30 protein-coding genes and 1 pseudogene are annotated in these 25,606 nt (G+C 71.3%); 11 read left to right on the top strand and 20 right to left on the bottom strand.

Translation table 11 applies throughout. The features are described from left to right. Positions 1-74 precede the first annotated feature (74 nt). The gene (locus ACFXJ5_RS03360; protein ID WP_384626099.1) at positions 75-1,529 is read right to left on the bottom strand and encodes an FAD-dependent monooxygenase; all 1,455 of its coding nucleotides are present in this window, start codon (positions 1,527-1,529) and stop codon (positions 75-77) included. Between the two features lie 121 nt (positions 1,530-1,650). Between ACFXJ5_RS03360 and ACFXJ5_RS03355 the strand changes: the two genes are divergently transcribed. Further along, the gene (locus ACFXJ5_RS03355) at positions 1,651-2,220 is read left to right on the top strand and encodes a TetR/AcrR family transcriptional regulator (protein WP_384626095.1); all 570 of its coding nucleotides are present in this window, start codon (positions 1,651-1,653) and stop codon (positions 2,218-2,220) included. 27 nt (positions 2,221-2,247) lie between these two features. On the opposite strand, the gene ACFXJ5_RS03350 is transcribed toward ACFXJ5_RS03355, so the two are convergent. The 3 genes from ACFXJ5_RS03350 to ACFXJ5_RS03340 all read right to left on the bottom strand — a co-directional run bounded on the left by ACFXJ5_RS03350 (position 2,248) and on the right by ACFXJ5_RS03340 (position 4,533). Next, a complete protein-coding gene (locus tag ACFXJ5_RS03350) occupies positions 2,248-2,955 on the bottom strand; it encodes a hypothetical protein (RefSeq protein WP_384626092.1) in 708 nt (235 codons plus the stop codon). A 118-nt stretch (positions 2,956-3,073) separates the two neighbouring features. Beyond that, positions 3,074-3,916 carry a bifunctional 5,10-methylenetetrahydrofolate dehydrogenase/5,10-methenyltetrahydrofolate cyclohydrolase gene (locus tag ACFXJ5_RS03345; protein WP_384626089.1) on the bottom strand — a complete coding sequence of 281 codons (843 nt, stop codon included), beginning with the start codon at positions 3,914-3,916 and terminating at the stop codon, positions 3,074-3,076. Continuing rightward, positions 3,913-4,533, bottom strand: a complete 621-nt coding sequence (locus ACFXJ5_RS03340) for a cyclodeaminase/cyclohydrolase family protein (protein WP_384626087.1) — start codon at positions 4,531-4,533, stop codon at positions 3,913-3,915. Before ACFXJ5_RS03340 ends, ACFXJ5_RS03345 begins: the two co-directional genes overlap by 4 nt. 103 nt (positions 4,534-4,636) lie before the next feature. Here ACFXJ5_RS03340 and ACFXJ5_RS03335 point away from each other — a divergent pair. Continuing rightward, positions 4,637-5,215 (top strand): annotated as a pseudogene (locus ACFXJ5_RS03335) (histidine phosphatase family protein). Here ACFXJ5_RS03335 and ACFXJ5_RS03330 read toward each other — a convergent pair. From ACFXJ5_RS03330 to ACFXJ5_RS03295, 8 genes are all read right to left on the bottom strand, one after another. Next, positions 5,210-5,575 carry an SbtR family transcriptional regulator gene (locus ACFXJ5_RS03330; protein ID WP_384626085.1) on the bottom strand — a complete coding sequence of 122 codons (366 nt, stop codon included), beginning with the start codon at positions 5,573-5,575 and terminating at the stop codon, positions 5,210-5,212. The pseudogene ACFXJ5_RS03335 and the gene ACFXJ5_RS03330 overlap by 6 nt on opposite strands. A 95-nt stretch (positions 5,576-5,670) precedes the next feature. Then, entirely contained in the window at positions 5,671-6,078 is a 408-nt protein-coding gene (locus ACFXJ5_RS03325) for a VOC family protein (protein WP_384626083.1), read from the bottom strand. Further along, the gene (locus ACFXJ5_RS03320) at positions 6,056-6,742 is read right to left on the bottom strand and encodes a rhomboid family intramembrane serine protease (protein ID WP_384626080.1); all 687 of its coding nucleotides are present in this window, start codon (positions 6,740-6,742) and stop codon (positions 6,056-6,058) included. The genes ACFXJ5_RS03325 and ACFXJ5_RS03320 overlap by 23 nt, the downstream gene beginning before the upstream one ends. 133 nt (positions 6,743-6,875) lie before the next feature. Next, the gene (locus ACFXJ5_RS03315; protein WP_384626078.1) at positions 6,876-7,277 is read right to left on the bottom strand and encodes a hypothetical protein; all 402 of its coding nucleotides are present in this window, start codon (positions 7,275-7,277) and stop codon (positions 6,876-6,878) included. Positions 7,278-7,473: 196 nt separating this feature from the next. Continuing rightward, positions 7,474-7,764 carry a ribosomal protein L7/L12 gene (locus ACFXJ5_RS03310; protein WP_384626076.1) on the bottom strand — a complete coding sequence of 97 codons (291 nt, stop codon included), beginning with the start codon at positions 7,762-7,764 and terminating at the stop codon, positions 7,474-7,476. Positions 7,765-7,791: 27 nt separating this feature from the next. Beyond that, positions 7,792-8,298 carry an NUDIX domain-containing protein gene (locus ACFXJ5_RS03305; protein WP_384626074.1) on the bottom strand — a complete coding sequence of 169 codons (507 nt, stop codon included), beginning with the start codon at positions 8,296-8,298 and terminating at the stop codon, positions 7,792-7,794. 32 nt (positions 8,299-8,330) lie between these two features. Further along, positions 8,331-8,591 carry an SCO5918 family protein gene (locus ACFXJ5_RS03300; protein ID WP_384626071.1) on the bottom strand — a complete coding sequence of 87 codons (261 nt, stop codon included), beginning with the start codon at positions 8,589-8,591 and terminating at the stop codon, positions 8,331-8,333. A 142-nt stretch (positions 8,592-8,733) separates the two neighbouring features. Beyond that, positions 8,734-8,937, bottom strand: a complete 204-nt coding sequence (locus ACFXJ5_RS03295; protein ID WP_127361257.1) for a cold-shock protein — start codon at positions 8,935-8,937, stop codon at positions 8,734-8,736. Positions 8,938-9,233: 296 nt separating this feature from the next. On the opposite strand from ACFXJ5_RS03295, the gene ACFXJ5_RS03290 reads away from it, so the two are divergent. Beyond that, the gene (locus tag ACFXJ5_RS03290) at positions 9,234-9,752 is read left to right on the top strand and encodes a GNAT family N-acetyltransferase (RefSeq protein ID WP_384626068.1); all 519 of its coding nucleotides are present in this window, start codon (positions 9,234-9,236) and stop codon (positions 9,750-9,752) included. Positions 9,753-9,766: 14 nt separating this feature from the next. On the opposite strand, the gene ACFXJ5_RS03285 is transcribed toward ACFXJ5_RS03290, so the two are convergent. Beyond that, a complete protein-coding gene (locus ACFXJ5_RS03285) occupies positions 9,767-10,879 on the bottom strand; it encodes a MerR family transcriptional regulator (RefSeq protein ID WP_384626065.1) in 1,113 nt (370 codons plus the stop codon). A 106-nt stretch (positions 10,880-10,985) separates the two neighbouring features. On the opposite strand from ACFXJ5_RS03285, the gene ACFXJ5_RS03280 reads away from it, so the two are divergent. The 3 genes from ACFXJ5_RS03280 (at position 10,986) to ACFXJ5_RS03270 (ending at position 15,003) form a co-directional block, all read left to right on the top strand. After that, the gene (locus ACFXJ5_RS03280) at positions 10,986-11,765 is read left to right on the top strand and encodes a metallophosphoesterase (RefSeq protein ID WP_384626062.1); all 780 of its coding nucleotides are present in this window, start codon (positions 10,986-10,988) and stop codon (positions 11,763-11,765) included. Positions 11,766-11,888: 123 nt separating this feature from the next. Further along, on the top strand, positions 11,889-13,376 hold the full coding sequence (locus ACFXJ5_RS03275) for an NCS1 family nucleobase:cation symporter-1 (RefSeq protein WP_384626059.1): 1,488 nt from the start codon (positions 11,889-11,891) through the stop codon (positions 13,374-13,376). Positions 13,377-13,401: 25 nt separating this feature from the next. After that, positions 13,402-15,003, top strand: a complete 1,602-nt coding sequence (locus ACFXJ5_RS03270) for a pentapeptide repeat-containing protein (RefSeq protein ID WP_384626056.1) — start codon at positions 13,402-13,404, stop codon at positions 15,001-15,003. Positions 15,004-15,012: 9 nt separating this feature from the next. Here ACFXJ5_RS03270 and ACFXJ5_RS03265 read toward each other — a convergent pair whose 3' ends face one another. The 5 genes from ACFXJ5_RS03265 to ACFXJ5_RS03245 form a co-directional block, all read right to left on the bottom strand. Further along, positions 15,013-15,399, bottom strand: a complete 387-nt coding sequence (locus tag ACFXJ5_RS03265) for a DUF5994 family protein (RefSeq protein ID WP_384626053.1) — start codon at positions 15,397-15,399, stop codon at positions 15,013-15,015. Continuing rightward, complete coding sequence (locus ACFXJ5_RS03260; protein ID WP_384626050.1) at positions 15,396-15,650, bottom strand: hypothetical protein; 255 nt, start codon at positions 15,648-15,650, stop codon at positions 15,396-15,398. Before ACFXJ5_RS03260 ends, ACFXJ5_RS03265 begins: the two co-directional genes overlap by 4 nt. A 44-nt stretch (positions 15,651-15,694) precedes the next feature. After that, positions 15,695-15,910 (bottom strand): hypothetical protein, encoded by a 216-nt coding sequence (locus ACFXJ5_RS03255; RefSeq protein ID WP_384626048.1) that lies wholly within the window; start codon positions 15,908-15,910, stop codon positions 15,695-15,697. A gap of 8 nt (positions 15,911-15,918) precedes the next feature. Continuing rightward, positions 15,919-16,395: a DUF5994 family protein gene (locus ACFXJ5_RS03250; protein ID WP_384626045.1), complete on the bottom strand. Its 477-nt coding sequence runs from the start codon at positions 16,393-16,395 to the stop codon at positions 15,919-15,921. Positions 16,396-16,572: 177 nt separating this feature from the next. Then, a complete protein-coding gene (locus tag ACFXJ5_RS03245) occupies positions 16,573-17,613 on the bottom strand; it encodes a fatty acid desaturase family protein (protein ID WP_384626042.1) in 1,041 nt (346 codons plus the stop codon). Between the two features lie 267 nt (positions 17,614-17,880). Between ACFXJ5_RS03245 and ACFXJ5_RS03240 the strand changes: the two genes are divergently transcribed. Next, positions 17,881-19,401 (top strand): UDP-N-acetylmuramoyl-L-alanyl-D-glutamate--2,6-diaminopimelate ligase, encoded by a 1,521-nt coding sequence (locus tag ACFXJ5_RS03240; RefSeq protein ID WP_384626040.1) that lies wholly within the window; start codon positions 17,881-17,883, stop codon positions 19,399-19,401. A 7-nt stretch (positions 19,402-19,408) separates the two neighbouring features. On the opposite strand, the gene ACFXJ5_RS03235 is transcribed toward ACFXJ5_RS03240, so the two are convergent. After that, entirely contained in the window at positions 19,409-19,975 is a 567-nt protein-coding gene (locus tag ACFXJ5_RS03235; protein ID WP_384626037.1) for a nucleoside deaminase, read from the bottom strand. A gap of 81 nt (positions 19,976-20,056) precedes the next feature. Between ACFXJ5_RS03235 and ACFXJ5_RS03230 the strand changes: the two genes are divergently transcribed. Genes ACFXJ5_RS03230 through ACFXJ5_RS03220 form a run of 3 tightly spaced genes read left to right on the top strand, consistent with a single transcriptional unit; the run spans position 20,057 to position 23,587 of the window. Next, on the top strand, positions 20,057-21,037 hold the full coding sequence (locus tag ACFXJ5_RS03230; RefSeq protein ID WP_384626035.1) for an antibiotic biosynthesis monooxygenase: 981 nt from the start codon (positions 20,057-20,059) through the stop codon (positions 21,035-21,037). Between the two features lie 17 nt (positions 21,038-21,054). Continuing rightward, positions 21,055-22,425, top strand: a complete 1,371-nt coding sequence (locus ACFXJ5_RS03225) for an FAD-binding oxidoreductase (RefSeq protein ID WP_384626032.1) — start codon at positions 21,055-21,057, stop codon at positions 22,423-22,425. Positions 22,426-22,435: 10 nt separating this feature from the next. Continuing rightward, entirely contained in the window at positions 22,436-23,587 is a 1,152-nt protein-coding gene (locus ACFXJ5_RS03220) for a serine hydrolase domain-containing protein (RefSeq protein WP_384626029.1), read from the top strand. Between the two features lie 33 nt (positions 23,588-23,620). On the opposite strand, the gene ACFXJ5_RS03215 is transcribed toward ACFXJ5_RS03220, so the two are convergent. Then, positions 23,621-24,361 carry a class I SAM-dependent methyltransferase gene (locus tag ACFXJ5_RS03215; protein ID WP_384626027.1) on the bottom strand — a complete coding sequence of 247 codons (741 nt, stop codon included), beginning with the start codon at positions 24,359-24,361 and terminating at the stop codon, positions 23,621-23,623. Between the two features lie 306 nt (positions 24,362-24,667). On the opposite strand from ACFXJ5_RS03215, the gene ACFXJ5_RS03210 reads away from it, so the two are divergent. After that, entirely contained in the window at positions 24,668-25,192 is a 525-nt protein-coding gene (locus ACFXJ5_RS03210) for a roadblock/LC7 domain-containing protein (RefSeq protein WP_384626024.1), read from the top strand. Positions 25,193-25,606 lie beyond the last annotated feature (414 nt).

Below are 25,606 nucleotides of genomic sequence, written 5' to 3'. Positions count from 1 at the left end.
CACCAGTTGAGGGGCTGTCCCTGCAGCATAGGCGGGGCAAGGCGGAGGACCCGAAGGGCACCCTCGCGGCACCGTCATATGGCCGGGCCCGTCCAGCGGTCGAGGGCATCCCGGAGGGCCGCCGGGTCGGCCGTGTCCGAGGCCCAGGCGATGTAACCGTCGGGGCGGACGAGCAGGGTGATGCGGCGGTCGCCGGACCAGGTCGCCGGGGTGACCCGGGGGTCCGTGGCCGGCTCACCGGCCGGGGTGACGAGGACGAACCTGCCCGCGCGGAGCGCCTCGTACAGGCGGCTGCCGTCGGCCAGGCGGACGTCCGGGGCGCGCTTGCCGGCGAGGGGGTGGGCGCCGGGGCCTGCGGGGGCGTAGGAGATGCCGATGCCGCTGATGACGCCCATGGCCTTGCGGTTGAGGGGGCGGAGGTGGGTGACGAGGGAGGCGAGGAGGTCGCGGGCGGCACGCTGGAGGGGGTTGTGGGCCATGGCGAGTCGGATGATGCCGCCGCTGCTGCGGAGGACGAGGCGGCCGACGGGGTGCCGTTCGGACTGGTAGGTGTCGAGGAGGGAGTCGTCGGCCCGGCCGGTGAGGACGGCGGCGAGCTTCCAGCCGAGGTTGGCGGCGTCCTGGAGGCCGGTGTTCATGCCCTGGCCGCCGGCGGGGGAGTGGACGTGGGCGGCGTCGCCGGCGAGGAGGACGCGGCCGACGCGGTAGGCGGGGGCCTGGCGTTCGTCGCTGTGGAAGCGGGAGAGCCAGCGGGCCTCGTACATGCCGTAGTCGGTGCCGACGGCGCGGCGGGCGAGGTCCTGGACTTCGCGCAGGTCGAGCGGGTCGGTTTCGGCGTGCTGGACCAGCCGGTCCCAGCCCATGACGCGGTACCAGCCGTCGCCGAAGGGGGCGATGAAGGCGAAGGCACTGCCGGTGGTCTGGACGGTGAGCAGGCCTTCGGGCTTCTCCGCGAGGCGGACGTCGGCCAGGACCATGGACTTGATGACGGACTGACCGGGGAAGGGCAGACCGAGGGCGGCACGTACGGCGCTGCGGTGGCCGTCGGTGCCCACGGCGTAGGCGGCGCGGTGGAGGGCGACGGAGCCGTCGCCGTCGTGTACCTCCAGCTCGACGCCTTCTGTGTCCTGACGCAGGCCGGTGACCTCGGCCCCGTACACGAAGCGCACGCCGGCCTTGACGGCGCGACGCTCCAGTATGCGCTCGGCTTCGTACTGGGGAGCGATGAGGACGAAGGGGAAGCGGGAGGCCAGGCCGGTCAGGTTGAGGGAGAGGCGGCCGAAGAGGCGGAGGCGGTCGAGGGGGTGGCCGGCGGCGACGAGGTCGTCGGCGAGGCCGCGGGCGTCGAGCTGCTCAAGGGCGCGGGCGTGGACAGCGAAGGCACGGCTGAGGTTGCTGACCTCGTGGGGCCGCCGTTCGAGCACGGTGACGGAGACTCCGGCCGTGGCGAGGTCTCCGGCGAGGAGCAGGCCGGTGGGGCCGGCTCCGACGATCAGGACGTCCGTGCGAGCGGGGGTCTTGCCGGTCATGGCTTCCTCCTGCGGATCCACGAGCTCCTACGAATGCCAACGGTTGTTGGTCAACGCTTGTTGACAACAGTAAACCGCCCTGCCTCGACATGTCAACGCTTGTTGGCCTACGCTTGTGGACATGGCACCACCGACCCCGACCCGCCGCTCCGACGCCACCCGCGCCGCGATCCTCGCCGCCGCCCGCGACCGCTTCTCCTCCGACGGTTACGAACGCGCCACCATCCGCGCCATCGCCAAGGAGGCGGGCATCGACCCGTCGATGGTGATGCGCTACTACGGCAACAAGGAGGGGCTGTTCGCGGCCGCGTCCGACTTCGATCTGCGGCTGCCCGACGTCAGCGTCATACCGACCACGCACCTGGGCGCGGCGCTCACCGCCCACTTCCTCGACCGGTGGGAGGCGGACGAGACCTTCGCCGCGCTGCTGCGGGCGGGTGCGACCAACGAAGCCGCCGCCGAGCGCATGCAGGAGATCTTCCGCAGACAGATAGGCCCGATCGCGGCGGTGGCCTGCCCCGACCCCGGCCAGGCGGCCACCCGCGCGGCGCTGGCGGCCTCGCAGATCCTGGGTATGGCGCTGGCCCGGTACGTGCTGCGCTTTCCGCCCGCCGTCGCCATGACCCGGGAGGAGGTGATCGCATGGGTGGCGCCCACCGTGCAGCGATACCTCACCGCCGAGCAGCCGTAACGGTCCCGCGGCCGGGGCCGAGCAGGCTCAGGAAGCGACGGTCGAGGCCTTGCCGAGCGCGGTGAGGGCTTCCTTCGCGGCCGACAGCGCGCCCTGGCGTACGTCGGTGGCGCTCGGGGCCTTTTTGGTCTCGAAGTCGCTGCCGTTGTACGTGACGGTGACCAGAGCGTTGCCCTTGCGTACGACGAGGACCGCCTCCTGCGTCTGCTGGCCGCTCTCCTTGGTCAGCGATGTGCTGACGGAGGCCTCGTCGCCGAGCCCGGTCAGGGCCGAGGTCTTCTTCTGTGCGGCGTAGGTCTTGCGGGCGGTCGCCTCGGCGCTCTGGCCTGTCGTGCCGTTGTCGGCGGCGGCGACCTCGAAGGTCACGTCGAGCCAGCGGTAGTCGAAGCCCTTGAGGGCGTTCCAGGAGCATCCGGTCCGGTGCGTCGGGTCGGTGAGCTTGAGCTCCTTGCCGGCTGGTTTGACGTCCGGGACGAGCTTCTTGAGGGTGGCGGCCGTGATCGAACCGCAGGCCGCGGGCGGCGTGGAGTACGACGCGCCTGACCCCGACCCCGAATTCGTACCGGTACCGGAACCGGAACCGGAGGACGAGGAGGACGGTGCGGGCGACACGGCTGAGTTCCGGCTGCCCGCATCCGCGGTCGAGTTGCCGGTCGTCGTCATGGACCAGCCGACGATCGCCAGGACGACGGTGGGCAGCAGGCGTGCCGCAAGGGTGATGGGCAGGGGCGCCACAGGGTCTTCTCTTCGGTCGTAAGGATGACGACGGAAATGAGACTGCCATACGAATGTGAGAGCGGACAGTCTCGTCGGCCTCTGCTTTCACACGGTCCACACAACTACGGTCGCGCCCCTATAATGCCGCCGCCCGCACCGTGTGCTGCAACAGCAGAGCCGTGGTCACCGGCCCGACCCCACCCGGCACCGGCGTCAGCGCGCCCGCCACCGCCGCGACCGACTCCGCGTCCACATCGCCGACCAGGCCACCGTCCTCCGTCGGATTGGTGCCGACGTCGACCACGACCGCCCCCGGGCGCACATGCGCCGCGGTGATCAGCCCCGCCCGCCCGACGGCGGCCACCACGACATCGCAGGCCGACGTGACGGCGGCCAGGTCGGCCGTACGGGAGTGGCAGACGGTGACGGTGGCGTTCCGGTCGAGCAGCAGGTGTGCGGCGGGCTTGCCGACGACCGTCGACCGGCCCACGACCGCGACATGGCGGCCGGTCAGCTCGACCTTGTGGTGGTCGAGGATCGCCACGACCGCCTCGGCGGTGGCGGGCGCGTAGGCGGGGAGCCCGGCGGCCAGCCGCCCGAGGCTGAGCGGATTCGCGCCGTCCACGTCCTTCCCGAAGGCGATGGCCGAGGCGAGGTCCTCCAGCGCGGCCCCGTCCGGGAGCGGGGTCTGCAGGATGATCCCGTGCACGCCGGGGTCGTCGCTGAGCGCGGCCAGCCGGGCGCGGATCTCCGCCGCGCTCGCGTCGACACCGAGGTCGACGAGGTCGCACGCGATGCCGGCCCTCTCCGCCGCGCGCGCGATGGAGCGTACGTACCAGGCGCTGGACTCGTCCGCCGTCGCGATGACGACCGCCAGCTTCGGCGGCCGGCCCGCGGCCGTCAGCTCGGAGGCGCGGGCGGCGGTCTCCGTACGGATCGACGCGGCGAGCTCCTTGCCCGACAGGACCAGCGCGCTCACTTGGCGATCTCCTTCCGCACGGCGTCCGTGACGTGCTCGGCGCGGGCGGCGATGCCGTCCACCGCGTCCGCCGAGGCGGTGAGTTCGGCGCGGGCCTGCTCGTCCTTGATGCCACCGAGGTTGATCTCGACGTTCACACGGGCGGTGGTCGCGGCGGCGCGGGCCGCCTCGGTGGCGGCGGCCACGTCCGAGACAACATTGGGGTTGCCGATCGGCAGCAACTCGGCGGCCAGGTCGACCACCCGGCCCGCGACCGCGATCACCTCGGCCGGGGGCCGACCCGCGCCGACCAGCGCGGCGGCGATGGCGGCGGAACGGGCCGAGGCCTCCTCGTCAGTGGCCTTCGGCAGCTTGTACGCGTCCGTGACGGCGGTGAAGGCCGCCGCGTCGTCCTCCGCCAACCGGAGCGCGGTGGCCCGCAGTTCGTCGCTCTCGGCGATGACCCGCTCGACGGTCTCGCGGTGCTGCGCGTACTTCTCGCCGGTGCTGTAGCGGGCGACCATGCCCACCAGCGCCGCGCCCTGCGCCGCGTGCAGGGCGGCTGCCGCGCCTCCGCCCGGTGCGGGCACGCGTGCGGCCAGCCGCTCCAGGAAGTTCTCGATCGTCTCGTCACGCATGGGGCGCTCGTCCTCCCGCAGACCGGCTGCTGATCTTCTGATCGTCGCAGGTGAATCCTCCCACGACGGCAACCGGCCGTTCCGGATCAACGTCCCCAACGCCATGACCCACAACGCGACCCGCTACCTCTATCTCGCCCGCCACGCCCAGGCACTGCCCGACGAGAGCGGCCTCACGGACACCGGCCGCCGCCAGGCCGCCCGCCTCGGCGAGCGGCTGCGGGACGTGCCGCTGTCCGTCGTCCACCACGGCCCGCTGGCCCGGGCGGCGCAGACCGCGGCGCTGGTGGGCGAGCAGCTGGACGGCGTACCGCTGCGTGAGTCGGCGATGGCCGGGGACTACGTCCCGTACGCCCCCGACAAGCACGAGTTGCCCGCCGAGTCGGCCGGCTAGCTGCTGCGCTTCCTGGACGGGTACACCGAGCAGGAGCGACGGGAGGGCGAAGCCCTCGCCCGCCGAGCCCTCAACGCATTCACCGGCCCCGTCGAAGGGGACGGGGAGGTCCACGAACTGGTCGTGACCCACAACTTCCTGGTCGGCTGGCTGGTTCGGGCCGCGCTGCACGCACCGCCGTGGCGCTGGCTGGGCCTCAACCACGACAACGCCGCCCTGACGGTGCTCTGTTACGCCCCCGACCGGCTGCCGTCCCTTCGCCTGTGGAACGACACAGGCCACCTATGACCCCATCTGCTCCAGCACGTCGCCGATCTCCTCCATGCTGAGCGGCGGCGCGGGCAGCGGCCGGGCCGCCGCCGGACGCAGCCCGTCGAGGAACAGGGTGAGGTAGCGGCGCCAGGCGTCCGGCACGACGGCGGCGGACAGCGGGACCAGCTTGGCGAGGGCGGCCAGGAGGAAGAGGAGATCCTCGGCCACGATGTCGCCGCGTACGGTGCCCTGTTGCTGGGCGCGGGTGATGAGGACCGAGACGGTCTCGTGGTTGTGCCCGTGCAGTGAGTCGAGGGAGGGCACGCCGCGCAGGCCGGTGGTCATGAGGTCGATGGCGCCTCGGTCGGCGGCCAGCCCCTCGAAGATCGTCGTCAACGGGTCGGGTCGGGGCCGGCGGCTGAGGGTGCGGCTGTCCCGGGCCTACTTCGGGGAGAGCGGTCAGGTCGCGAAGCCGGAGGCGGCAGAGCCGGTCAGCCGAGCTCCTCGAACAGGGTCAGCTGAAGGCCGGCCGGCCCTTCGAGGCGGGCGTTCAGGGAGTTCCACGGAGTGATCACGGGGTCCTTGACCACGGTCGCGCCCGCCCGCTCCGCCCGCCGGGTGGCCGCCTCGGCGTCCGGGACCTGGAAGGCGACCCGGATGTGCCCGGCCGCCCGCCGGCCCACCTCGACCGTGTCGATGTACGTGGCGTGCGGCGGGTCGGCGATCTCCAGGGTGGCGCGGCCGGCCTCGAGGATGGTCACGCGGCCGCCGGGGGAGGTGAACGCGGCCCGCTCGGGCAGACCGAGGACGTCGCGGTAGAACGCGAGCGCCGCTTCGTAGTCCTCGGCGGTCACCACGAGCCGCAGTTCGGCGACTTCAGGCCTGCTGTCGGTCGTCATGTGCGGGCAACGCGGTGACCGGCGCCGACATTCCGGCCGCCGTACCCGGCGCCATGCCTACCGCCACACCCAGCGCCGCGCCGAACAGGGCGACCACGCCGTGCCCGTCACCGATGGCGACGAGGACGACGGCGGCGCCGCAGGCCGGCAGCGCGAGCACGCGGACACGGCCGTCGCCGCGCAGCAGCGCGAGGCCGGCCATGCTCATCGCGAGGCCGAAGGTGGCGCCGGAGTTGCCGCCGCCCTCGGCGTTCCACCAGACGCCGAGGACGTTCATGGCCAGGGCGCAGGCAGCGAAGATCGCCGGCGTGGGGCGGGGGCCCCAGAGGCGTTCGGCGACGACGGCCACGACCGCGAGCGCGGCCAGGTTGAAGGCGGTGCCGCCGACGCCCCCGTCCTGGACGAGGACGGCGGTGAGCAGCCGCCACCACTGGCCGTGCTGCGTGATCAGGTCGGGCGCGCGGTGGAGAGCGCGGTAGATCGAGGGGAAGGCGAGCTGGAGGAGGGAGGGCACGGCGACCAGCAGCCACAACGTCAGCGCCGCCACCGGGAACGGAGCCCGCCGCGGCCGAAGGGACCGCATGCGCAGGGCGGCCAGGACGGCCGACCACAGCATGACCGCGTAGAGCGCGCTGTTGGCGAGGCCGTTGCCGGATGTGTCCATGTCTGCCTGTCCCCCCGGGTGTCGGATCGGTGTCCGACTCAAGACTGCCGTGCCAGGGGGAGGCGTGGGCAGATGCGTCGGTCACCGGTCCGGCACGACAGATGTCACCAGGGCCACGCCAACGGCCCCCGGATCAGCCTGCCGCAGGCGTCTGGTCCTGCTGGGCCCGGCCGGCGAGCGACGACACGCGCGCGGAGTGCTCGGCGACGGCCGCGTGGGCGCCGGTGGAGACGGGCTGCTGGGCCTGCTGGGTGTGACCAGCGGTGTGACCGGCGGTGATGGCGATCGGCGCGGCGGTCGGGGCGGCCGGTTCCGGGGTGGGGGCAGGCGCCGCCGGGGCGGCGAGGCGGCTGCGGAGGTGGTGGGTGGCGGCCTCGTCGAGACCGACGGGGCGTTGCATGCGCACCGCGAGCCGGCTGGCCTCGCGGCCGAGGGCGGCGAGGTCCTCCCAGCGCAGGTGGACGACCAGTTGGAGCTCGGCTTCCCCGTCGGGGAGGGCCTGGAGGGAGGAGAGGCTGGAGTGAGCGGTGGTCATCGGCTGGTCCTCACGATCTCGATCTCGGCGGGGGTGCGTGACGATCCCGGTCGGTGAGGGATACGGATGACCACGCCGGGGCGTTCAAGTGCCCCCGCAAAGGGCCGCGTCGAGCCCGTCAAAGAGCCCCGGCAAAGAGCCCCGCCATTGAGCGTCTTCCAGCGCCTTCGATGAGTGGCTTCAACGAGCCCGTCCGTCACAGCTGTTCGACGCCGCCCTGACCGTCCAGCCGCTCGACCGCTTCCTTGGCCTCCTTCAGATCCGCGCCCGTGAGCTCACGGTAGATCTTGATGGCCTGGATTTTCCGGCCCTGCCGCAGCTGCTCCCGCACCCGCTCCAGCCCGGCGGGCGTCGGCTCGTCGACACCGAGATGCCGCAGCAGCAGATCGAGCTTGCGCTCCACACGCTTGATCTTGCTCTCCATGGCCGAAACCGTCAGTCCGTACGCGAAGAGGGAAATGGCCAGCAGCGGCAGTATGTATTCCACGGTCGGCGACCCTACTCAGAAAACGCGTCAGCCGTCCCAGCCGTGAAGCAGCACCTTCGAGGCGCCGGCCAGGTAATGGGCGAGAGCGTTCGACGTGCTCGGGACAAATGCTTCGGGGATGGCGGCGACATCGACCCAGCCGGCATGGGAGTGCTTGGCCGGTTCGGTATTGCGAGGCTCGCCGGACCACTCGTCGGTGGCGAAGACCACGGTGAGGAAGCCGTTGGGGGACTCGACGCCCCAGGCGCCGTGGATGAGCTGGGCGAGGCGGAGGGAGGCCGGGTCGACGACGATGCCGGTCTCCTCGCGCAGCTCGCGTACGGCGGTCGCGGTGACGGGCTCACCGGGGTCGGCCTTGCCGGAGGGGAGATCCCACAGGCCCTGGGCGAACGTGGCCTCGGGGCCGCGCTGGATGAGGACGACGCGGTCGTTCTCGCGGTCGTGGACGATCACTGCGGCGACGAGCAGTGTCATCGACTCGGTCGCGGGGCTCAGGGAGCGGGGCGGGTTGAGCGGGCGGGGCGGCGGCGGCATCACCCCATGATGCCGGGCGCCACTGACAACGGTCAGATACCGCCGGAATTGCTGTTGGCACCGGTCTCGCAGGTGAAGCCCAGAGCACGCATTGCCCGGATGACCTCGCCCGCGCTGAAGTCGCGACGATCCTGGCGGGTCACAACGGCGCCGACCTGCATCGGGGGATAGGTGATCCCGCCGATCTTGATCGAGGCACCGGAGACGGGCTCGGGAGTGACCCCGCTCATCGCCTGTTCCACCTCGATCGCGTGGATGTAGAAGTGTCGGCGGGCGATGGTGACGCGCATCATGCCTCAGCAAGGGGTAGGTGGGCGGGGCCAGTGTCGCCAGACTCTCACGGAACGGCGGGCGAAGGTAGCCGCGCAGGCAGCGAAGCCGGGGGCCCGCACCGTCGTGGTGCGGGCCCCCGGCCAGGTGGTGCTTCGTCCCGGATCAGACCGGAATGATGTTCTCGGCCTGCGGGCCCTTCTGGCCCTGCGTGACGTCGAACGACACCTTCTGGCCCTCCTGAAGCTCACGGAAGCCGGAGGTGGCGATGTTCGAGTAGTGGGCGAAGACGTCGGCGCCGCCGCCGTCCTGCTCGATGAAGCCGAAGCCCTTTTCCGCGTTGAACCACTTCACGGTGCCAGTAGCCATTGTCAATCTCCTCTGATAGGGGCATTGCCGGAAATACACACCTCGTGCATTACCGCGTCGCCGCATTGACCCCATCCGGACGGCCGTAAAAACGAAAATGCGCCCGAGGGTCACATCCCGTCAGGCGCACACAGAAATCATGGGTACCAAAACTGCAACTGATCCGAAGCTAGCACAGATCTCATCGAAGCGGGAGATTCACGGCAAGGGCACGCGTCACCGCAGCTCACACTGCCCACACCGTACCTCACCACGCGCTATTTCCCGGATCCTCGCGCGGTGTCACGATGAGACACATGGCGGACATGGTGTTCCTGCGGCATCTCAGCAGGTGGCAGGCGGAGCAGCAGCGCGAGGCCTTCGCGGACCTGTACGTCGAGGCCTACGGGGGCGGGCCAGGGGCGGAATTCCACGACCGCCAGGACTTTCTGCGGCGCTTCGCCGACTACGTCCAGCACCCGGGCTTCGACATGATGATCGCCAGCGAGGCGGGCGCCGTCGTGGGGTGCGTCTGCGGCTTCCGTACCGACCGCGGCGACTCCTCCTGGCCCGGGCACGAGGACCTCACCTCCGCCGCCGGCCAGGTCTTCACCGTCGTGGAGGTCATGGTGCTCCCCTCCCACCGCCGCAGGCGGGTCGCGACCCGCCTCCTGGAGCAGCTCCTCACTCGCGCGGGCGCGGCACTCGCCACGGCCCGCGTGCAGCGGACGAACACCCCGGCGCTGGCGGCCTACCGGTCCTGGGGCTGGACACGGGCCGAGGGGGCGGACGGTTCCTCCGAGCCGTACGAGACCTGGAGCCACAGCCGCGCCTAGTGCCCCGGCTCCACCTAGAGCCCCGGCTCCACCACGTCGGCCACCACGCACGTCACGTTGTCCGGGCCGCCGACCTGGTTGGCCAGGGCGACGAGGTCCCGTACGGCCTGCTCGCGGTCGGGGGTCGCGGACAGGACGCGGCACAGGTCATCGGCGGGCACGACGGTGGACAGGCCGTCGGAGCAGAGCAGGTAGCGGTCGCCGGGGCGTGCGTCGTGCAGGTGGAGGTCGGGCTCCGGGGAGGCCGTGTCGGCGGCTTCGGCGGTGAGGGCGCGGAGGAGGAGGGAGCGCTGGGGGTGGGAGGTGGCCTCGTCGGGGGTGAGGCGGCCCTGGTCGACCATGGACTGGACGAGGGTGTGGTCGTGGGTGATCTGGAAGAGCTCGCCGTCGCGGAGCAGGTAGGCGCGTGAGTCGCCGATGTGTACGAGGGCGAGCTGCGAGCCGGTCCAGAGCATCGCGGTGAGCGTCGTGCCGGAGTCGGCGCCGGTTCCGGACTCGGCGGCCGGGTCGAGGTCCTGGACGGCCTGCCCGGCCCGGCGGACCGCGTCCTGGAGGACGTTGAGGAGTTCGCCGGCGGGGAGGGTGTCGGTCTCCAGCCCCTTCAGCGCCTCGATGGCGGCGGTGCTGGCGGGGGCCCCGCGCCGGCCGTAGCCGTCGGCGACGGCGAGCAGCCGGGTGCCGGCGTAGGCCGCGTCCTGGTTGGTGTCGCGCACCCGGCCGGGGTCGGAGAGGGTCGCGTAGCGGATGGCCAGGGGCGAGGCGGCGGGCGGGGTGGAGTGCGGCGTCTCGGCGGCGTCCTTCCAGGACAGGTGGTCGATGAGGAAGGTGGCCAGCTCCCGCCGGGCAGCGGTGTCCGCCTCGACCTCGGCCCAGTACGCCCGGACCTCGTCGGCGGCCGCGGCGGCCTGGAGCCCGCAGACCTCGCGGATCCGGGCCAGCGGCATCCCGATGCGGCGCAGCCAGGCCACGAGCCGGGCCCGCTCCAGCTGGGCCGGGTCGTAGAAGCGGTAGCCGGTGGCCGGGTCGACCTGGGCGGGCGGCAGCAGGCCCAGCTCGTCGTACAGCCGCAGCGCCTTCGGCGACAGCCGCGACGCCCTCGCGAACGCCCCGATCGTCAGCAGTCCCATCCGGCCAGACCCTCCTCCCTCCGGGCGGCTCGCCCGGCGGCACCGATGCTGGGGGTTCCCCCAAGGACAAGGTCAACCAGCCGCTTCGTATGGTTCCCTGGTCGGCGTGATCATCGCCCACGTCAGTGATCTGCACATCGGCGGCAGCGACGCGAGCGCCGACCGGGCGGTCCGGGTCCGCGACTACCTCAACGGGCTCCCCGGGCCGGTCGCCGACGTCGTCGTCACCGGCGACATCGCCAACCACGGTCTCGTCGAGGAGTACGAGATCGCCCGCGAGGCGATGTGCTACGACGCGCCCACGATCGTCTGCCCCGGCAACCACGACTCCCGCGCCGAGTTCCGCAAGGTGCTCCTGGACGAGCCGGGCGGCACCGGCCCCGGAACCGGCACCGGCCCCGGCCCCGTCAATCAGGTCCTGCGTCTGGACGACGGCCTGACCGTCGTGCTCTGCGACTCCAGCATCCCCGGCCGCCACGACGGCTACCTGGACGACGGGACCATCGCCTGGCTCGACGCCGAACTCGCGGGCGCGGACGGCCCCGTTCTGGTCGGCATGCACCACCCGCCCGTCGCGCTCGGCCTGCCGTCGGTGGACGCGATCCGGCTCACGCACCCCGAGCGCCTGGCGGACGTACTGGCGCGGCACCGGCACGCCAAGGCAGTCCTCGCCGGGCACGCCCACACCGCCGCCTCGGCGGTCTTCGCGGGAGTGCCGCTCGTCGTCGCCCCCGGAGTCGTATCCACTCTGATGCTGCCGGAGGAACGGATGCTGCCGGAGGGGTGGACCGAGGACGACGCCCTCGACTTCGACCTGCCGCCGGCCATCAGCCTGCATGTCTTCGACGGGGAGCGACTGGTCTCGCACACACGCGTCGTGCGCTGAGGCCGTGGGCACGGGTCGGTCGCCGGGTTGGCATGTTCGCCCCGTTTGACCGGCTCGTAACTCGTCCGGAATCGTCCGGACATGACCTGCCCTTTCCCTGTACCTGATCACAGGGAGGAAGCCATGACGGCGACGGAGAGCAGCACCACCCCGACCCCCATACCGGCGGGATACTCGCCCCGGCTCTACAACGACGACCTCGCGCCCGCCACCGAGCGCAAGTGGGGCGCGTTCAGCATCTTCAACGTCTGGACCTCGGACGTGCACAGCCTGTACGGCTATTTCCTCGCCGCCAGCCTGTTCCTCGTCGCCGGCAACACCTGGAAGTTCCTGGTCGGCATCGGTGTCGGCTCGCTCGTGATCTTCTGGCTCATGACCCTGATCGGCAAGGCGGGGGTCAGGACCGGCGTGCCCTACCCGGTGCTGGCGCGGGCCTCCTTCGGCACCTTCGGCGCGAACGTCCCGGCGCTGGTGCGGGCGGTGGTCGCCACCTTCTGGTACGGCGCCCAGACCAGCGCGGCGGCCGGCGCGATCGTCGCCTTCCTCACCCGCTACAGCGGCCCCAAGCACTTCAACGCGACCACTCACCTGCTCGGTCACACAGGGCTGGAAGTGGTCTGCTTCCTGGGCGTCTGGGCCGCCCAACTGCTCATCATCAGCAAGGGCATGGAGACCGTCCGCCGCTTCCAGGACTTCGCCGGCCCGGCGGTGTGGCTGATGATGCTCGCCCTGGCCGTCGTCCTGTCCGTCAAGGCCGGCGCCCTGTCCTTCTCCGTCGACATGCCCGCCGCCGACCTGGCCACCCTGGCCAAGAGCGCCACCGGCCTGAGCGTCAGCCCCGGCTCCCTGGCCGCGATCGCCGCCATCGCCGCGACCTGGGTCACCTACTTCGCCGCGCTCTTCCTCAACTTCGGCGACTTCGCCCGCTTCGCCCCCGACGAACGCACTCTGCGCAAGGGCAACGTCTGGGGCCTGCCGGTCAACCTCATCCTCTTCTCCCTCGTCGCCGCCCTCACCACGGCCGCCGCCAGCAAGGTCTACGGCCAGGTCATCCTCGAACCCGCCCAGATCTCGGCCAGGTTCGACAGCGTCTTCCTCGTGCTGCTCGCCGCCCTGACCTTCGCCGTGGCGACCCTGGGCATCAACGTCGTGGCGAACTTCGTCAGCCCCGCCTTCGACTTCGCCAACGTCGCCCCGAAGTACGTCGACTTCCGCCGCGGCGGCCTCATCGCCGCCACCGTCGCCCTGCTCCTCTATCCCCTGCACCCCTGGGACAACGCGCCCAGCTTCGTCAACGCCATCGGCTCCACCATGGGCCCGATCTTCGGCGTCGTCGTGGTCGACTACTACCTGCTCCGGAAGGCCCAGCTCAACGTCCCCGGGCTCTACGACGAGGCCGGCGAGTTCCGCTTCCAGGGCGGCTGGAACATCCGCGCCTTCGCCGCGGCCGCCATCGGCGCGGTTTTCTCCAGCATCCTTCCGGTGTACGGGCCGTCGGGTTACGGCTCGACCTTGGGGCCGTACTCGTGGTTCATCGGCGTGATCGTCTCCGGGCTGCTGTACCTCGCGGTGAGCGGGGCGAAGTCGCCCCTGGCGGCCAGGGTTGACTGAGCTGTCCTCCGGATAGCCTTGCCGGGTGCTGCGGGACCATGATCTGACCGACACCGAACGGCTCGTACGGGACGCCTTCGCACGGGGTGAGGAGACCGACTTCGGCGACGGCGACCCGTACGGGCCCGAACGTGTGATCCGGGCCGAACTGCTCGCGCTGCTGCTGCTCGGCGGCGCAGACGGACCGTGGGCCCCGGAGCCCGGGCGGATCGCCGCCCTACGGCTCCGGGGCGCGAGGGTGGTCGGTGCCCTCGACCTGGACTACGCCGACATCCCGTACCGGATCACCCTGAGGGGCTGTCACTTCACCGACTCCGTCAGCCTCTACGGGTCCCACCTGCGCCAGCTCAGCCTCAAGCGCTGCCACCTGGCCGACCTCAACGCCTCCCACGCCACCGTCAACGGCAACGTCCGGTTCAGCGCGAGCCGGGTCACGGACTTCCTGCGGCTGGACGGCGCCCACATCGACGGCAGCCTCGAACTGAACGGTGCCCACCTGTCCAACCCCGACGGGCCGGCCCTCGCCGCCAACCGCGTCCAGGTGGGGAACCACATATGGATGCGCGACGGCTTCACCGCCGAGGGCGAAGTGGTTCTGCGCGGCGCGCAGGTCGGCGGCGACCTCGACCTGACCGGCGCGCGGCTCTCGAACCCCGGCGGCGCCGCACTCGCGGGATCCCGCATGCGGGTCGAGGGCGATGTCATCGGCAACGGCCTGCGTACGGAAGGGGAGTTGCGGCTCCCCGGCGCCACCGTCGCGGGCGGCGTACGTCTCTGGGGCGCCCGGCTGAGCAACCCCGGCGGCACCGCGCTGCGCGCGTACGGCCTGGAGATCGGCGGCAGTCTGCACCTCACGGGCGGCTTCGAGGCCGAAGGCCGTACCGCGCTCACGGCCGTGAGGGTCGGCGGCGAACTGAACCTGCGGGATGCGCGGCTGACCGCGCCGGGCGGGACCGCGCTGCGCATGTGGCAGACCCAGGCCAGGGAGACCGACCTGCGCACCACCCTCGGCCCCGAGGGCCGCGTCGACCTCCGGCACGCCTCGCTCGGCGTCATCAAGGACGCCCCGGCCACCTGGCCCGACGACCTCCTGCTGGACGGCCTGCGCTACGACCGTTTCGAGGACCCGCTGTCCGCCCCGGAGCGGCTCCGCTGGCTGGCCCACGACCGTTCCGGCTACGCCCCCCAGCCCTTCGAGCAACTCGCCCTCGCCTACCGCGCCCTCGGCCACGAGACCGAGGCCCGCACCGTCCTCCTGGCCAAGGAACGCGCCCGCCACCGCATACTCCCCTGGTACGCCCGCCTCTGGGGCGCCGTCCAGGACGTCACCGTCGGCTACGGCTACCGCCCGACCCGCGCCGCCCTCTGGCTCCTCGGCCTCCTGGCGGCCGGTTCCGTGGTCTTCGCGCTCCACCGTCCCGTACGCAACGACCCCAAGGGCCCGGAGACGTTCAACACGGTCGTCTTCACCCTCGACCACCTCCTCCCCGTCGTCGGCTTCGGCCAGGGCTCCGCCTTCACCCCGACCGCCGGAACCCAGTGGGTCGGTTACGTCCTCACCGCCGCCGGCTGGATCCTTGCCACCACCATCGCCACCGGCATCACCCGATCGGTCAACCGTGCCTGAACTCGTGAACTAGCCGGCCCCCACCGGTGCGGCGAGGTCGTCGCCGGCTACGGCGGCCATGAGGCGCTCGCCCTCGGTGGGTGAGGCGCCGGGCGGTACGACGAGGAGGTCGCAGCGGCCGACGCCGTAGGACAGCAGGCACACCGCGCTCGGGTTGTGGATGACGTCGGAGCGGTTGATGTGCAGTACGCGGTCCGGGAGGCGCAGGCGGCGGGGGCTGGTACGCCAGAGGGAGCGGCTGACCGTGATGCGGGTGATCTCGGGCCATCGGTCGTCCAAGGCGGCCAGCAGCGCGGGGAGTTCCCGGGCGAGGTCGTGGGAGTGCGGCCACCAGGCGCCGTCCAGGCGGTGCGGGCCGGCGCCGGCGGGCAGCAGATTGAGGCGCAGGGCGGTCATACGGAGTCCGCCTTGTCGCGGGGGGCCAGCCATGGCTGGAGGGCTGTGGGTGGCCCGGGGGTGCGGGTCGTGTCCACGGTGATCTGGAGGCGGGTGCCGCTGCCCGACCTGCCTGCGGGGTAGCTGCGCTGCTCCGTGCTGGCGAACCAGCGGCGGAGCGCCTGCGCGATCTTCCGTGCCACCTCGGGGGAGGCGGCGGTGATGCGGACCTCGGCGAAGCCCGATGCGGGGAGGGAACGGTCGTCATTCACAAGGGAGTTCGCAATCTGAAGGAGCCGGGGGCGGGCGGGATGCGTCACGTCCGGCGGGAACGGGTCTGGTTGCCGCGCGGGCGGAGCCGTCCGCGTCCGCCGTCGCGGTGGTCGCGACGGGGGGTGGCGGCGCCGGGAACGGGCTTGCTGTAGTGGAAGGCCGAGATGCGCTCGGCGTGCTGGCCGTTGAGCAGATGGATCATGAGTGCTCCCAGGACGATCATCGAGAGGATGACGGCCACGGTGATGACGTTGTCCATGGCAACCGTCACCTCCCTGTGGGGTGTACGAGAGCCGCCTCGGCGGCCATCAACGCGCTCGCGGTGAGGATGCCGTGCGGATCGGCCGCGGCGGTCATCAGCCGGTCGGCCGCGGCGGGGCCGGTCTCCGGGGGGATCACCAGCAGGTCCCAGCGGCCCGCGGTGTACGAGAGCAGCAGCAGCCCGTGCCGGTCCAGTTCGGGGTTGAACCAGCCGACGCGCACCACATGCCCGGTGGCCGGGACCTTCCGGGGAACGACCGGCCAGAGCGCGGAATTCACCGAGACGTGGGTGATGCGCCCCCACCGGGGGTTCAACGCATCGACCAGGGAGGGCAGTTCGGCGGCCAGGTCACGCGACCGGGGCCACCAGGCCCCGTCCAGGCGTCCTGGTTTCACGCCGACCGGTGCCAGCCGTACGCGCAGTGTCTGCGGTGGCTGGGTCTGAGAGGGGACCGCCGGTCCGGTGACCAGTGGCTGGGTCATCACGCCCATGGCGTGGCGCCTGTCCCCGGGCGCGGCACATTCCGCATCCGCCCGGCGTCGTGACTCGCCGAAAACGACGCCGACACGGAAGCCGGCATGCGAAAAAACTCTCGGTGATCGCCATTCTACTCCGGCGGCCTCCCGCACGGGCCGTCCCGCTCGGACCGGCCCCGTGGCCTACGCGGTCGCGCGGCGCAGCGGCGCACCCACGTGGTGAAGGTGCCGCAGCGCCTGGACGTACGAGGCGACCAGCCCCGTCTCGGTGTACGTGACGCCGTGCTCGGCGCAGTACGCCTTCACGATGGGCCGGGCCCGCCGCAGGTGGGGCGTGGGCATGCTGGGGAAGAGGTGGTGCTCGATCTGGTGGTTCAGGCCGCCGAGGGCGAGGTCGACCAGGCGTCCGCCGCGTACGTTGCGTGAGGTCAGCACCTGGCGGCGGAGGAAGTCCGGCCGGTCGTGGCCGGTCAGGGTGGGCATGCCCTTGTGGTTCGGGGCGAACGTACAGCCCATGTACAGGCCGAAGAGTGCCTGGTGGACGGCGAGGAAGACCAGCGCCTTGACCGGGGACAGCACCAGCAGCAGCGCGGCCGCGTAGCCGACCACGTGGAAGCAGAGCAGGGCCGCCTCCAGGCGCCGGTGCTTCAGCGGCGGGCGGCGGGCGAAGAGCGCCCGGAAGCCGGCGACGTGCAGATTCATGCCCTCGAGGGTGAGCAACGGGAAGAACCAGTACGCCTGGCGGGCACCGATCCAGCGCGGCAGCCCGCGCGACACCCGCGCCTGGTCGGAGGACCACACCAGGATGTCGGGCAGGACGTCGGGGTCGAGGTCCTCGTGGTTGGGGTTGGCGTGGTGGCGGGTGTGCTTGTCCTGCCACCAGCCGTAGCTCATGCCGATGCACAGGTTCCCGGCGATGCGCCCGGCCGTCTCGCTGGGGCGGCGCAGCCGGAAGACCTGGCGGTGCGCGAGGTCGTGCGCGACCAGTGCGACCTGGGCGAACAGCACCGCGAGCACGCCGGCGGTCAGCAGCTGCCACCACGAGTTGCCCAGCACCGCGAAGGCCGCCCACACGCCGGCGTACAGCAGACCGACGCCGCCGATCCGGGCGACGTAGTAGCCGGGGCGCTGTTCGAGCAGGCCCGCGCCGGCGATCAGCCTCGACAGTCCGGCGAAGTCGCTGCCTGCCGTGCGGTCGGCAGCGAGCGAAGAATCAGTGGTCATCGGCACTCGGCCCGTCCCCGGACCCGTGCCCGGTGTATCCACTCACCGCAGGAGGACGGCGGCAGGAGGCCGGCGCGTGAAATGTCCTGGGTCCGGCCAGCGTACTCCGGCGGAACGGGATCATCGGTTTGCCGGGCGTAGACTCCCGGGGCTGAGTAGCTCAGGCGCTGCTTTCCCCTGCGGCCCTTCCGCGGTCCCCCTCCGGGCTTCCGTTCGGCGCTCGGCACACGTGCGGCGTGCCGGAGAGCCGCCTTCGAGGGGACAGTCATGAAACTGAACGAACTGCTCGACGGCCACACCCACCACATTCTCCAGGGCGACCCCGGCACCGCCTGGATCAGCGCCGGCATCACCTTCGACGCCCACCGCACGACCCCCGGTTCGCTCTACGTCGCCGTACCCGGCCACACCGAGGGTGGCCCTGGTCCACGGGCTGTGGCGCAGGCCGTGGAGCTGGGGGCGGTGGCGGTCCTGGTGGAGGACGGCGGCGACGCCCCCCTCGTGCCGGGCGGCGTGTGCGTCGTACGCGTACCGGACATCCGTGTGACGGCCTCGGCGCTCGCCGCCCGCTACCACGGCGAGCCCGGTCGCGGGATGGACATCGTGGCCATCACCGGCACGAACGGGAAGACCTCGGTCTCGTACATGGTCGAGTCGGTCCTGCGGATCGCCGAGGGCGCGAGCGTCGGCGTCATCGGGACGGCCGGCAGCCGCGTCGGCGACGTGCTCGTGCCGATGCCCCGGTCGGTCCTCACCACCCCCGAGGCCCCGGACCTGCAGTACGTCCTCGGCTACATGCGCGACCGCCGGGCGACCGCCGTGGTGCTGGAGGCCACCTCCATGGCGCTGCTCACCCACCGGGTCGACGACGCCCACATCGACGTCGGCGTCTTCACCAACCTCACCCAGGACCACCTGGACGACCACGGCACCATGCAGAGCTACCGGGACGCCAAGCTGCGGCTCTTCCAGGGCCTGTGCCGGCGCGCCGTGATCAACGCCGACGACCCGGTCGGCGCCCGCATCCAGGCCCTGATGCCGGGGGCCGCGACCGCCACGTACGCTGTCGACGCCGCCGCCGACTACCGCGCGACCGACCTCGTGATGGACGCCTCCGGCACCCGCTTCACCCTGCACCACGGAGGCCGTACGTATCCGGCGGCGATCCCCGTCCCGGGACGCTTCTCCGTGTCGAACGCCCTCGCCACCGTCGCCGCCTGCCACGTCCTGGGCCACGACCTCGGCGCGCTCGTCGCCGCGCTGCACCTGATGCCGCCGGTGCCGGGGCGCTTCGAGCGGCAGGTCACGGAGCTGGGCACGTCGGTGATCGTGGACTACGCCCACTCGCCGGACTCCCTGGAGAAGGTGCTGACCGCGATCGGCGGCTTCGCAACCGGCCGCGTCATCACCGTCTTCGGCTGCGGCGGCGACCGCGACACCACCAAGCGGGCCGCCATGGGTGAGATCGCCGGCCGCCTCTCCGACCTCTGCGTCCTCACCTCCGACAACCCCCGCACCGAGCACCCGGACGCCATCCTCGACCAGATCGCCCCCGGCATCGCGGCCACCGGCACCCCGTACGAGCGAATCGGCGACCGCCGCATGGCGATCGCCTTCGCACTCTCCGCCGCCGGGCCGGACGACATCGTCCTCGTCGCGGGCAGGGGCAGCGAACCTCACCAGATCATCGGTGACCAGCTGGTCCCCTTCAGCGACATGGCCGTCGTACGCCAACTCGGTCACGAACTCGCCCGGTCCCAGGGGCTGTCCGGGGTCGCCGTCCTCTGACGCGGGGTCAGTACGGGTGGTGGTCCTTCTTGTCCGTCCAGGCCTGATAGGCCTGGGCGCCGAGCTCGGGGTAGATCTGCTCGATCTGGATCCGGCGCTCGCTGAGGGGCTTCTGGAAGTCCTCGTACTGGAAGGAGTCGTCGAAACCGATCTCCTTCGTGTCCTTCAGATCGCAGCTGTAGTACACGTTGTCGATCCGCGACCAGTAGATGGCGCTCATGCACATCGGGCAGGGAGCGCCGCTGATGTAGATCGAGCAGCCCTTGAGCATGCGGGCCCGCTCGGCCACCGGGTCGGGCGATCCTTCGGGCCGTGGGATGTATTCGAGCGTGCTCTCGTTCTGGTGCTCCGGCGATATGGAGGGGGCCTCGGGGTTGAGAGCCTGCACGGCTTTACGAATCGTCTCCACTTCCGCGTGAGCGGTCGGATCGCCGGTCAGGAGGACGCGGTTCTGGCCACGGGCGACGACTTCGTCGTCGCGGGTGATGACGGCGCCGAACGGGCCGCCCCAGCCTTCGTCCACGGATTCCGTGGCCAGCCGGACTGCTTCGGCGAGGAACTCCTTGTGCCCCATGGTTCGGACCTCCACTCAGCACTGCCGAGTCGAATTTGCTCCGTTTGTCTGTTAAGTCCCCTTTGAACTAGACTACTCCGCATGGGTGTCACTGCAAGCGGAACCCCGCAGAGCGGCAGCGTGACCGTCGTGACCTCCCAGAAAGTCCGGGAAGGCCGCGATGACGAGTACCGCCGCTGGCAGGAGCGGACCAACCGGATCGTGCGCGGATTCGACGGATTCGAGGGTACGGAAATGTACCCGCCGGGTGACGGCGACGAGCGCGAATGGGTCGTGGTCTTCCGCTTCACCCGTATCGACCAGCTGACTTCGTGGCTGGAGTCCGGCGCGCGTCGTGAACTGCTCGAAGAGGGCAGCCCGTTGTTCGAGGGGACGCCGACGCAGGAGGTCCTCGCCGGCGAGGCGGCTCCGGCCGAGCCCGCCCAGGAGGCCGTCACGGCAGTCATCTCCCACCAGGTGCGGCCCGGGCGGGAGGACGACTTCATGGGGTGGCAGGACAAGGTCCTGAGGGCGCAGGAAAAGCATCCTGGCTTCATGGGCACCGAACTGTTCAAACCCGTCGAGGGAATTCAGGACCACTGGGTCGTCGTCTTCCGCTTCGACACCCGGGAACACCTCGACGACTGGCTCGGCTCCGCCGAACGCCAGGAACTCCTGGAAGAAGGGCGCGACTACTTCTCCTCCTACGACGTGCGCAAGGTCGGCTCGGCATTCAGCGGCTGGTTCCGCTTCGGGGAAGGCGCGGAGGAGGGAGCCCCGCCCAACTGGAAACAGGCCATGTCGGTGGTGATGGCGCTCTATCCCACCGTGATGGTGCTCAATCTGACGGAGGGTAAGGAACTGACCTCCCTGGGCGTGCCCGGATATCTGGGCCTGTTCATCGGAAACGTGCTGAGCGTCTCCATCCTGACCTGGCTGCTGATGCCGCTGGTGAACAGGGTCTTCGCCTTCTGGCTGGTGCCCAGCCGGGCGCGCTCCGTGCGCACCCATGTCGCGGGCGCCGCGCTCGTGGCACTCGTCTGGGGGCTGTGCATCATGATTTTCGCCCTGACCACCGGCTGACGGCGAAGGAGCTCATCATGGCGATCGAGGGGGACGTCGTCCGTCGTGGTGACGCCGCGTACGAGACCACCTGGGAGTCCATGCTGTGGAACGGGCTCAAGCCGCAGCGCTTCCCCGATCTCATCGTCCGGGCCACCTCCGAAGCGGACGTCGCGGCGGCCGTCCGGCTCGCCCGCTCCCAAGGCCTCCGGGTCGCCATCCGCGCCCACGGGCACAGCTGGTGCGGGTCGCCGCTTCGCGACGGCGGGATGCTCATCGACCTCTCCGCGCTCAACGGCTGCCGAATCGACGCGGCTTCGCGGACCGCGACCGTACAACCGGCGCTCAGCGGGAGCGAGTTCGTGTCCGCGCTCACCCCGCACGGCCTGGCCTTCCCCGCCGGACACTGCGGATCCGTCGCCCTGAGCGGCTACCTCCTCAGCGGTGGCCTCGGCTGGAACGCCGGCGCCCTCGGGCCGGCCTGCGCGAGCGTCGAGGCGGTCGAGGTGGTCACGGCGGACGGCGAGGTCGTCACATGCAGCGAGGACAAGGACCCCGACCTCTTCTGGGCGGCCCGCGGCGCCGGGCCCGGCTTCTTCGGCGTCGCCACCCGTTTCCACGTACGCCTCTACGAACTCCCGGCGGCCATCGCGGTCACCACGTACACCTTCCCCCTGGCGGACGTCGAGGCCGTCGCGCGCTGGGCCACCGAGGCCGCGGAACGCCTCCCGGCAAACGTCGAGGCGTCGTTCACCCTCGCGACCGCCTCCCCGGCCCTCGCGCCGGACTCCTCCCCGCGCCCCAAGGTCGTCTGCGTCACCGGCACCGCCTTCGGGACCTCGCCGGACCACGCCCGACGCTCCCTGGAACCCCTCCGGGACTGTCCCCTCGCCGACCGCGCCCTCGACAGTGCGGTCGACCAGCCGACGACCTTCCCGGCCCTCTACGACGCGTCCGACGCGTTCTGGCCCGCCGCCCACCGCAACGCCGTTGACACCCTCTGGTCCGACACCCCCTTCACCACGCTCCTGCCGACGCTCGCCGCCTCCCTTGCCCAGGCGCCCTCCGACAAGTCGCTCATCCTCACCCCCTTCTGGCCCGCCTCCCGTGACCGCAGCCTCTCCCGCGACATGGCCTTCTCCGTCCTCGGCGAGACCTACCTCGCCCCCTTCTCCATCTGGGACGAACCGGCCGACGACGCCGCCAACATCCGCTGGCTCCGCGACACCATGCGCGCCGTCGAACCGTACGGAACCGGCCACTACATCGCCGAAGCCGACCTCACCGCCGACCCGTCGCGGGCCCGGCGGTCGTACACTCCGGCCGTGTGGCGGCGCCTCCAGGCACTCAAGGCCGCGTACGACCCGGAGGGCGTCTTCCACACCTACCTGACGCCGACGACCCCCTGACGGTGGACCGATGACAAACCTGCGCGACCTCCTGGAGAAGCACGTCAGCAACGGCCCGGTGCCGGGAGCGGTGGGCCTGGTGGCCCGCGGCGACCGCATCGAGGTAGAGGCCGTCGGCTCCGCCGACGCCGAGGGCACGACCCCGATGGCCAGGGACACGATTTTCCGCCTCGCCTCGACCACCAAGCCCGTCACCGCCGCGGCCGCCATGATGCTGGTCGACGACGGCCGGATCGCGCTGGACGACCCGGTCGCGAAATGGCTGCCCGAGTTGGCGTCGCCGACGGTCGTCCGCACCCCGGCCGGTCCGGTCGACGACGTGGTCCCGGCCGCCAGACCGATCACCCTGACCGATCTGCTCACCTTCCGCGCCGGGTACGGCTTCCCGTCCGACTTCTCACTGCCGCAGATCCAGCTGCTCTTCAACGAGGCACAGCAGAAGTACGGCCTCGAACCGCAACGCGTCGCGCCGCCGGACGACTGGATGGCGGCGCTGTCCCGCATTCCGCTGCTGTACCAGCCGGGCGAGGCCTGGCTCTACAACACCTGCTCCGACATCCTCGGCGTGCTGATCGCCCGAGTCTCGGGCAGTCCGCTGCCCGAGTTCCTGGCGGAGCGGCTTTTCGAGCCCCTCGGCATGGTCGACACCGGATTCGAGGTGCCGGCCGCCAAGCTTCCCCGGTTCACCACCTTCTACCGCCCCTACCCGGCGGGCGGCCTCGAACCGGCCGACCCCCCGGACGGCCAGTGGAGCAGCCTGCCGGCCTTCCCGTCCGGCGCCGGCGGCCTCGTCTCGACCGCCGACGACTGGCTCGCCTTCGGCCACATGCTGCTCGCCGAAGGCGCGGTCGGCGGCCGTCAGCTGTTGTCGCCGGCATCCGTACGCCAGATGACCACCGACCAGCTCACCCAACCCCAACGCGAGGCCTCCGGCTTGTTCCTGGAGGGCCAAGGCTGGGGTTTCGGCGGCTCGGTCGACATCGCCGCCACCACCCCCGGCAACGTACCGGGACGCTACGGCTGGGTCGGCGGCTCCGGCACCGCAGCGCACATCATCCCGTCCACCGGCACGGTCACCATCCTGCTCAGCCAACTGGCCATGACCAGTCCCACCCCGCCCGCCCTGATGCGCGACTTCTGGCGGTACGACAGCGTCAGTTGACGGCCGAAGACGGCTCAAAGCCGACCTCCGGGGTTATCCGCGCCGGGCGATCGTGATGATCTCCCGGCTCGTACCGGTGACGGGACCGCGATCCCAGTCGCCGTACTGTGCCTCGATCTCGAAGCCGGCCTCGGAGAGGAACACATCGAGCGCCGGGACATCCAGGAAGCGCAGAGTCGCGCGGTCGACGCGGAGGACAGTGCCGTCGGGCTGGGCCGTGGTCCCGGTGAATGTGACGAGCTCGCCGACGACGGACTCGACCTCGTGCCAGACGCGCAACGCGCGACCTGCCGCGTCGGCCAGGTCGACGACATCGGCGGCGTTCGACGGATTCCACCCCTCCCAGGCGCGGGCCTGCGGATGGCGCGTCTCGAACACGAAGCGGCCGCCCGCGCGCAGGGTGGCGTGGATGGCCGCCAGCGACGCACGGACCTCGTCGTCGGTGAGAAGGCACTGGAACGCGTGCCCTGTCATCGTCGCCAGGTCGAATGCGGCCTCCCACCCCGCGCTCGCCGCCGTGCCCTCGGTCCACTCGATGTCGGATCGCCGTTGCGCCCGCGCCAGGGCGACCCGGTCCGGGTCGAGGCCGACGAGACGGCCGGGATGACCGCGCTCTCGCGCGAGATGCAGCATGCTCCCAGTGCCGCAGCCGACGTCCAGGACCGAGCCGGCGGCCATGACCAGCTCCGCGTAGAAGCGGTCGCCGGGGTGGTGATCAGGGTCCCAGGGGTTCAGCAGGTCGTAGAGCGCGGCGGCGTCGGCGTCTGAGAACACCGCGACAGTATCGACGCAGCGCCGGCCGCGACCAACCGGTTTACCGGGCGGCGCAGGTGCGCTTCCCGTGGTCGTCGGTGCGGCTGCCGCCCGTGAGGGTGACACGACAGGGCCGGACAGCCGTATCCGATCTCCGGGCTGATTGTCGGATTCGTCGCCTGGACCTCGGCCGCAGCCGCCCCCGACGCCGGAGCGGTCGCCCGACGAGGTCTCCGACATGCTCTCGACCCTGCGCAGCGCCCACATGCGTGGCGGGATCAGCGTCGAGAGGGAGAAGCGGGCCGAGGCCGGCAAGGAGGGCAAGAAGTGACCGTCGACATCAACAGCGAGTCGCAGACCTTCAACTGGCTGCTGGCCAGCTTCGTCCGTAAGACGGACGGCGTCCGCGACGCCGTCGCGGTCTCCTCCGACGGTCTGCTGGTGGCCATGTCGGACGGCCTGGGCAGAACCGACGCCGACCACCTCGCGGCGGTGGTGTCGGGCCTGGCGCGCAGTGCCTCGCGGCGGTACGAGTTCGACGGGGTCAAGCTCATCATGATCGAGATGGGCCGCGGCTTCCTGCTGGTCTCGGCGATCCGGGACGGCAGCTGCCTCGCGCTGGACTATTTCGAGGAGCGCGACGCGGCCTTCGTACTGGCCGTCAACTGCTCCGACGGAGCACGCCACTTCGAACTGGAGGAGGTGCGCGAAGCGCTGGGCCTGGACGATTCCGTGCTGATGGTGGCCTGTGACGCCCGCGACCGCACTTCCGTGCGGGACGTCCTTGCTGTGCTGATGGACCAGGTCGTACGCCGGCACGCGGCCGCCCGGTCGCGGGTGCGCGTGCGTTAGGGCCCTTCTCCGGCTCCCCGAGGCGTCGCGTGCCCCGGTAGCCGGGGACCCGCTCCTTCACCCCCCACCAGCGCCCAACCGCTGCTTGGCTGTGCGGCGCCCGAGGGGATCGTAGAGATAACGCCAGAGAGTGCCGTCCGGGACGGCGGTGGCCTGAAGTCGAGGTGGTGTGTGCTTCGGAACCGTTGGAGCTCGACGACTACGTCAAGGTGGCTTTGTTCACGAGAACCGACAGCGCCAGTGCACCCCGCCGTCGCAGAGCCGCCACCCGGGAAGTCGCGACCACCCCCCGAGTAGCTCTGCGTAGTGTCTCCGTGGCATCTGGCCAAGGAGACTGCGCAAAACCCGTTGGCGGACCACGGCGACCGCTGCTAGTTTTCCGGAGGCCGTGCGAGAGAACGAGGAGGTGGTACC

This window comes from Streptomyces sp. NPDC059373 (genome assembly GCF_042751495.1).
Taxonomy (GTDB): domain Bacteria; phylum Actinomycetota; class Actinomycetes; order Streptomycetales; family Streptomycetaceae; genus Actinacidiphila.
This window is presented reverse-complemented; position numbering and strand designations above follow the sequence as displayed.

What these genes read in the sequence shown, in the direction of transcription:
- ACFXJ5_RS03360 (WP_384626099.1), bottom strand. Translation starts at nt 1,529, where the DNA reads ATGACCGGCAAGACCCCCGCTCGCACGGACGTCCTGATCGTCGGAGCC.
- ACFXJ5_RS03355 (WP_384626095.1), top strand. Translation starts at nt 1,651, where the DNA reads ATGGCACCACCGACCCCGACCCGCCGCTCCGACGCCACCCGCGCCGCG.
- ACFXJ5_RS03340 (WP_384626087.1), bottom strand. Translation starts at nt 4,533, where the DNA reads ATGCGTGACGAGACGATCGAGAACTTCCTGGAGCGGCTGGCCGCACGC.
- ACFXJ5_RS03325 (WP_384626083.1), bottom strand. Translation starts at nt 6,078, where the DNA reads ATGACGACCGACAGCAGGCCTGAAGTCGCCGAACTGCGGCTCGTGGTG.
- ACFXJ5_RS03320 (WP_384626080.1), bottom strand. Translation starts at nt 6,742, where the DNA reads ATGGACACATCCGGCAACGGCCTCGCCAACAGCGCGCTCTACGCGGTC.
- ACFXJ5_RS03315 (WP_384626078.1), bottom strand. Translation starts at nt 7,277, where the DNA reads ATGACCACCGCTCACTCCAGCCTCTCCTCCCTCCAGGCCCTCCCCGAC.
- ACFXJ5_RS03305 (WP_384626074.1), bottom strand. Translation starts at nt 8,298, where the DNA reads ATGCCGCCGCCGCCCCGCCCGCTCAACCCGCCCCGCTCCCTGAGCCCC.
- ACFXJ5_RS03300 (WP_384626071.1), bottom strand. Translation starts at nt 8,591, where the DNA reads ATGATGCGCGTCACCATCGCCCGCCGACACTTCTACATCCACGCGATC.
- ACFXJ5_RS03295 (WP_127361257.1), bottom strand. Translation starts at nt 8,937, where the DNA reads ATGGCTACTGGCACCGTGAAGTGGTTCAACGCGGAAAAGGGCTTCGGC.
- ACFXJ5_RS03290 (WP_384626068.1), top strand. Translation starts at nt 9,234, where the DNA reads ATGGCGGACATGGTGTTCCTGCGGCATCTCAGCAGGTGGCAGGCGGAG.
- ACFXJ5_RS03285 (WP_384626065.1), bottom strand. Translation starts at nt 10,879, where the DNA reads ATGGGACTGCTGACGATCGGGGCGTTCGCGAGGGCGTCGCGGCTGTCG.
- ACFXJ5_RS03275 (WP_384626059.1), top strand. Translation starts at nt 11,889, where the DNA reads ATGACGGCGACGGAGAGCAGCACCACCCCGACCCCCATACCGGCGGGA.
- ACFXJ5_RS03265 (WP_384626053.1), bottom strand. Translation starts at nt 15,399, where the DNA reads ATGACCGCCCTGCGCCTCAATCTGCTGCCCGCCGGCGCCGGCCCGCAC.
- ACFXJ5_RS03255 (WP_384626048.1), bottom strand. Translation starts at nt 15,910, where the DNA reads ATGGACAACGTCATCACCGTGGCCGTCATCCTCTCGATGATCGTCCTG.
- ACFXJ5_RS03250 (WP_384626045.1), bottom strand. Translation starts at nt 16,395, where the DNA reads ATGACCCAGCCACTGGTCACCGGACCGGCGGTCCCCTCTCAGACCCAG.
- ACFXJ5_RS03245 (WP_384626042.1), bottom strand. Translation starts at nt 17,613, where the DNA reads ATGACCACTGATTCTTCGCTCGCTGCCGACCGCACGGCAGGCAGCGAC.
- ACFXJ5_RS03240 (WP_384626040.1), top strand. Translation starts at nt 17,881, where the DNA reads ATGAAACTGAACGAACTGCTCGACGGCCACACCCACCACATTCTCCAG.
- ACFXJ5_RS03235 (WP_384626037.1), bottom strand. Translation starts at nt 19,975, where the DNA reads ATGGGGCACAAGGAGTTCCTCGCCGAAGCAGTCCGGCTGGCCACGGAA.
- ACFXJ5_RS03230 (WP_384626035.1), top strand. Translation starts at nt 20,057, where the DNA reads ATGGGTGTCACTGCAAGCGGAACCCCGCAGAGCGGCAGCGTGACCGTC.
- ACFXJ5_RS03225 (WP_384626032.1), top strand. Translation starts at nt 21,055, where the DNA reads ATGGCGATCGAGGGGGACGTCGTCCGTCGTGGTGACGCCGCGTACGAG.
- ACFXJ5_RS03220 (WP_384626029.1), top strand. Translation starts at nt 22,436, where the DNA reads ATGACAAACCTGCGCGACCTCCTGGAGAAGCACGTCAGCAACGGCCCG.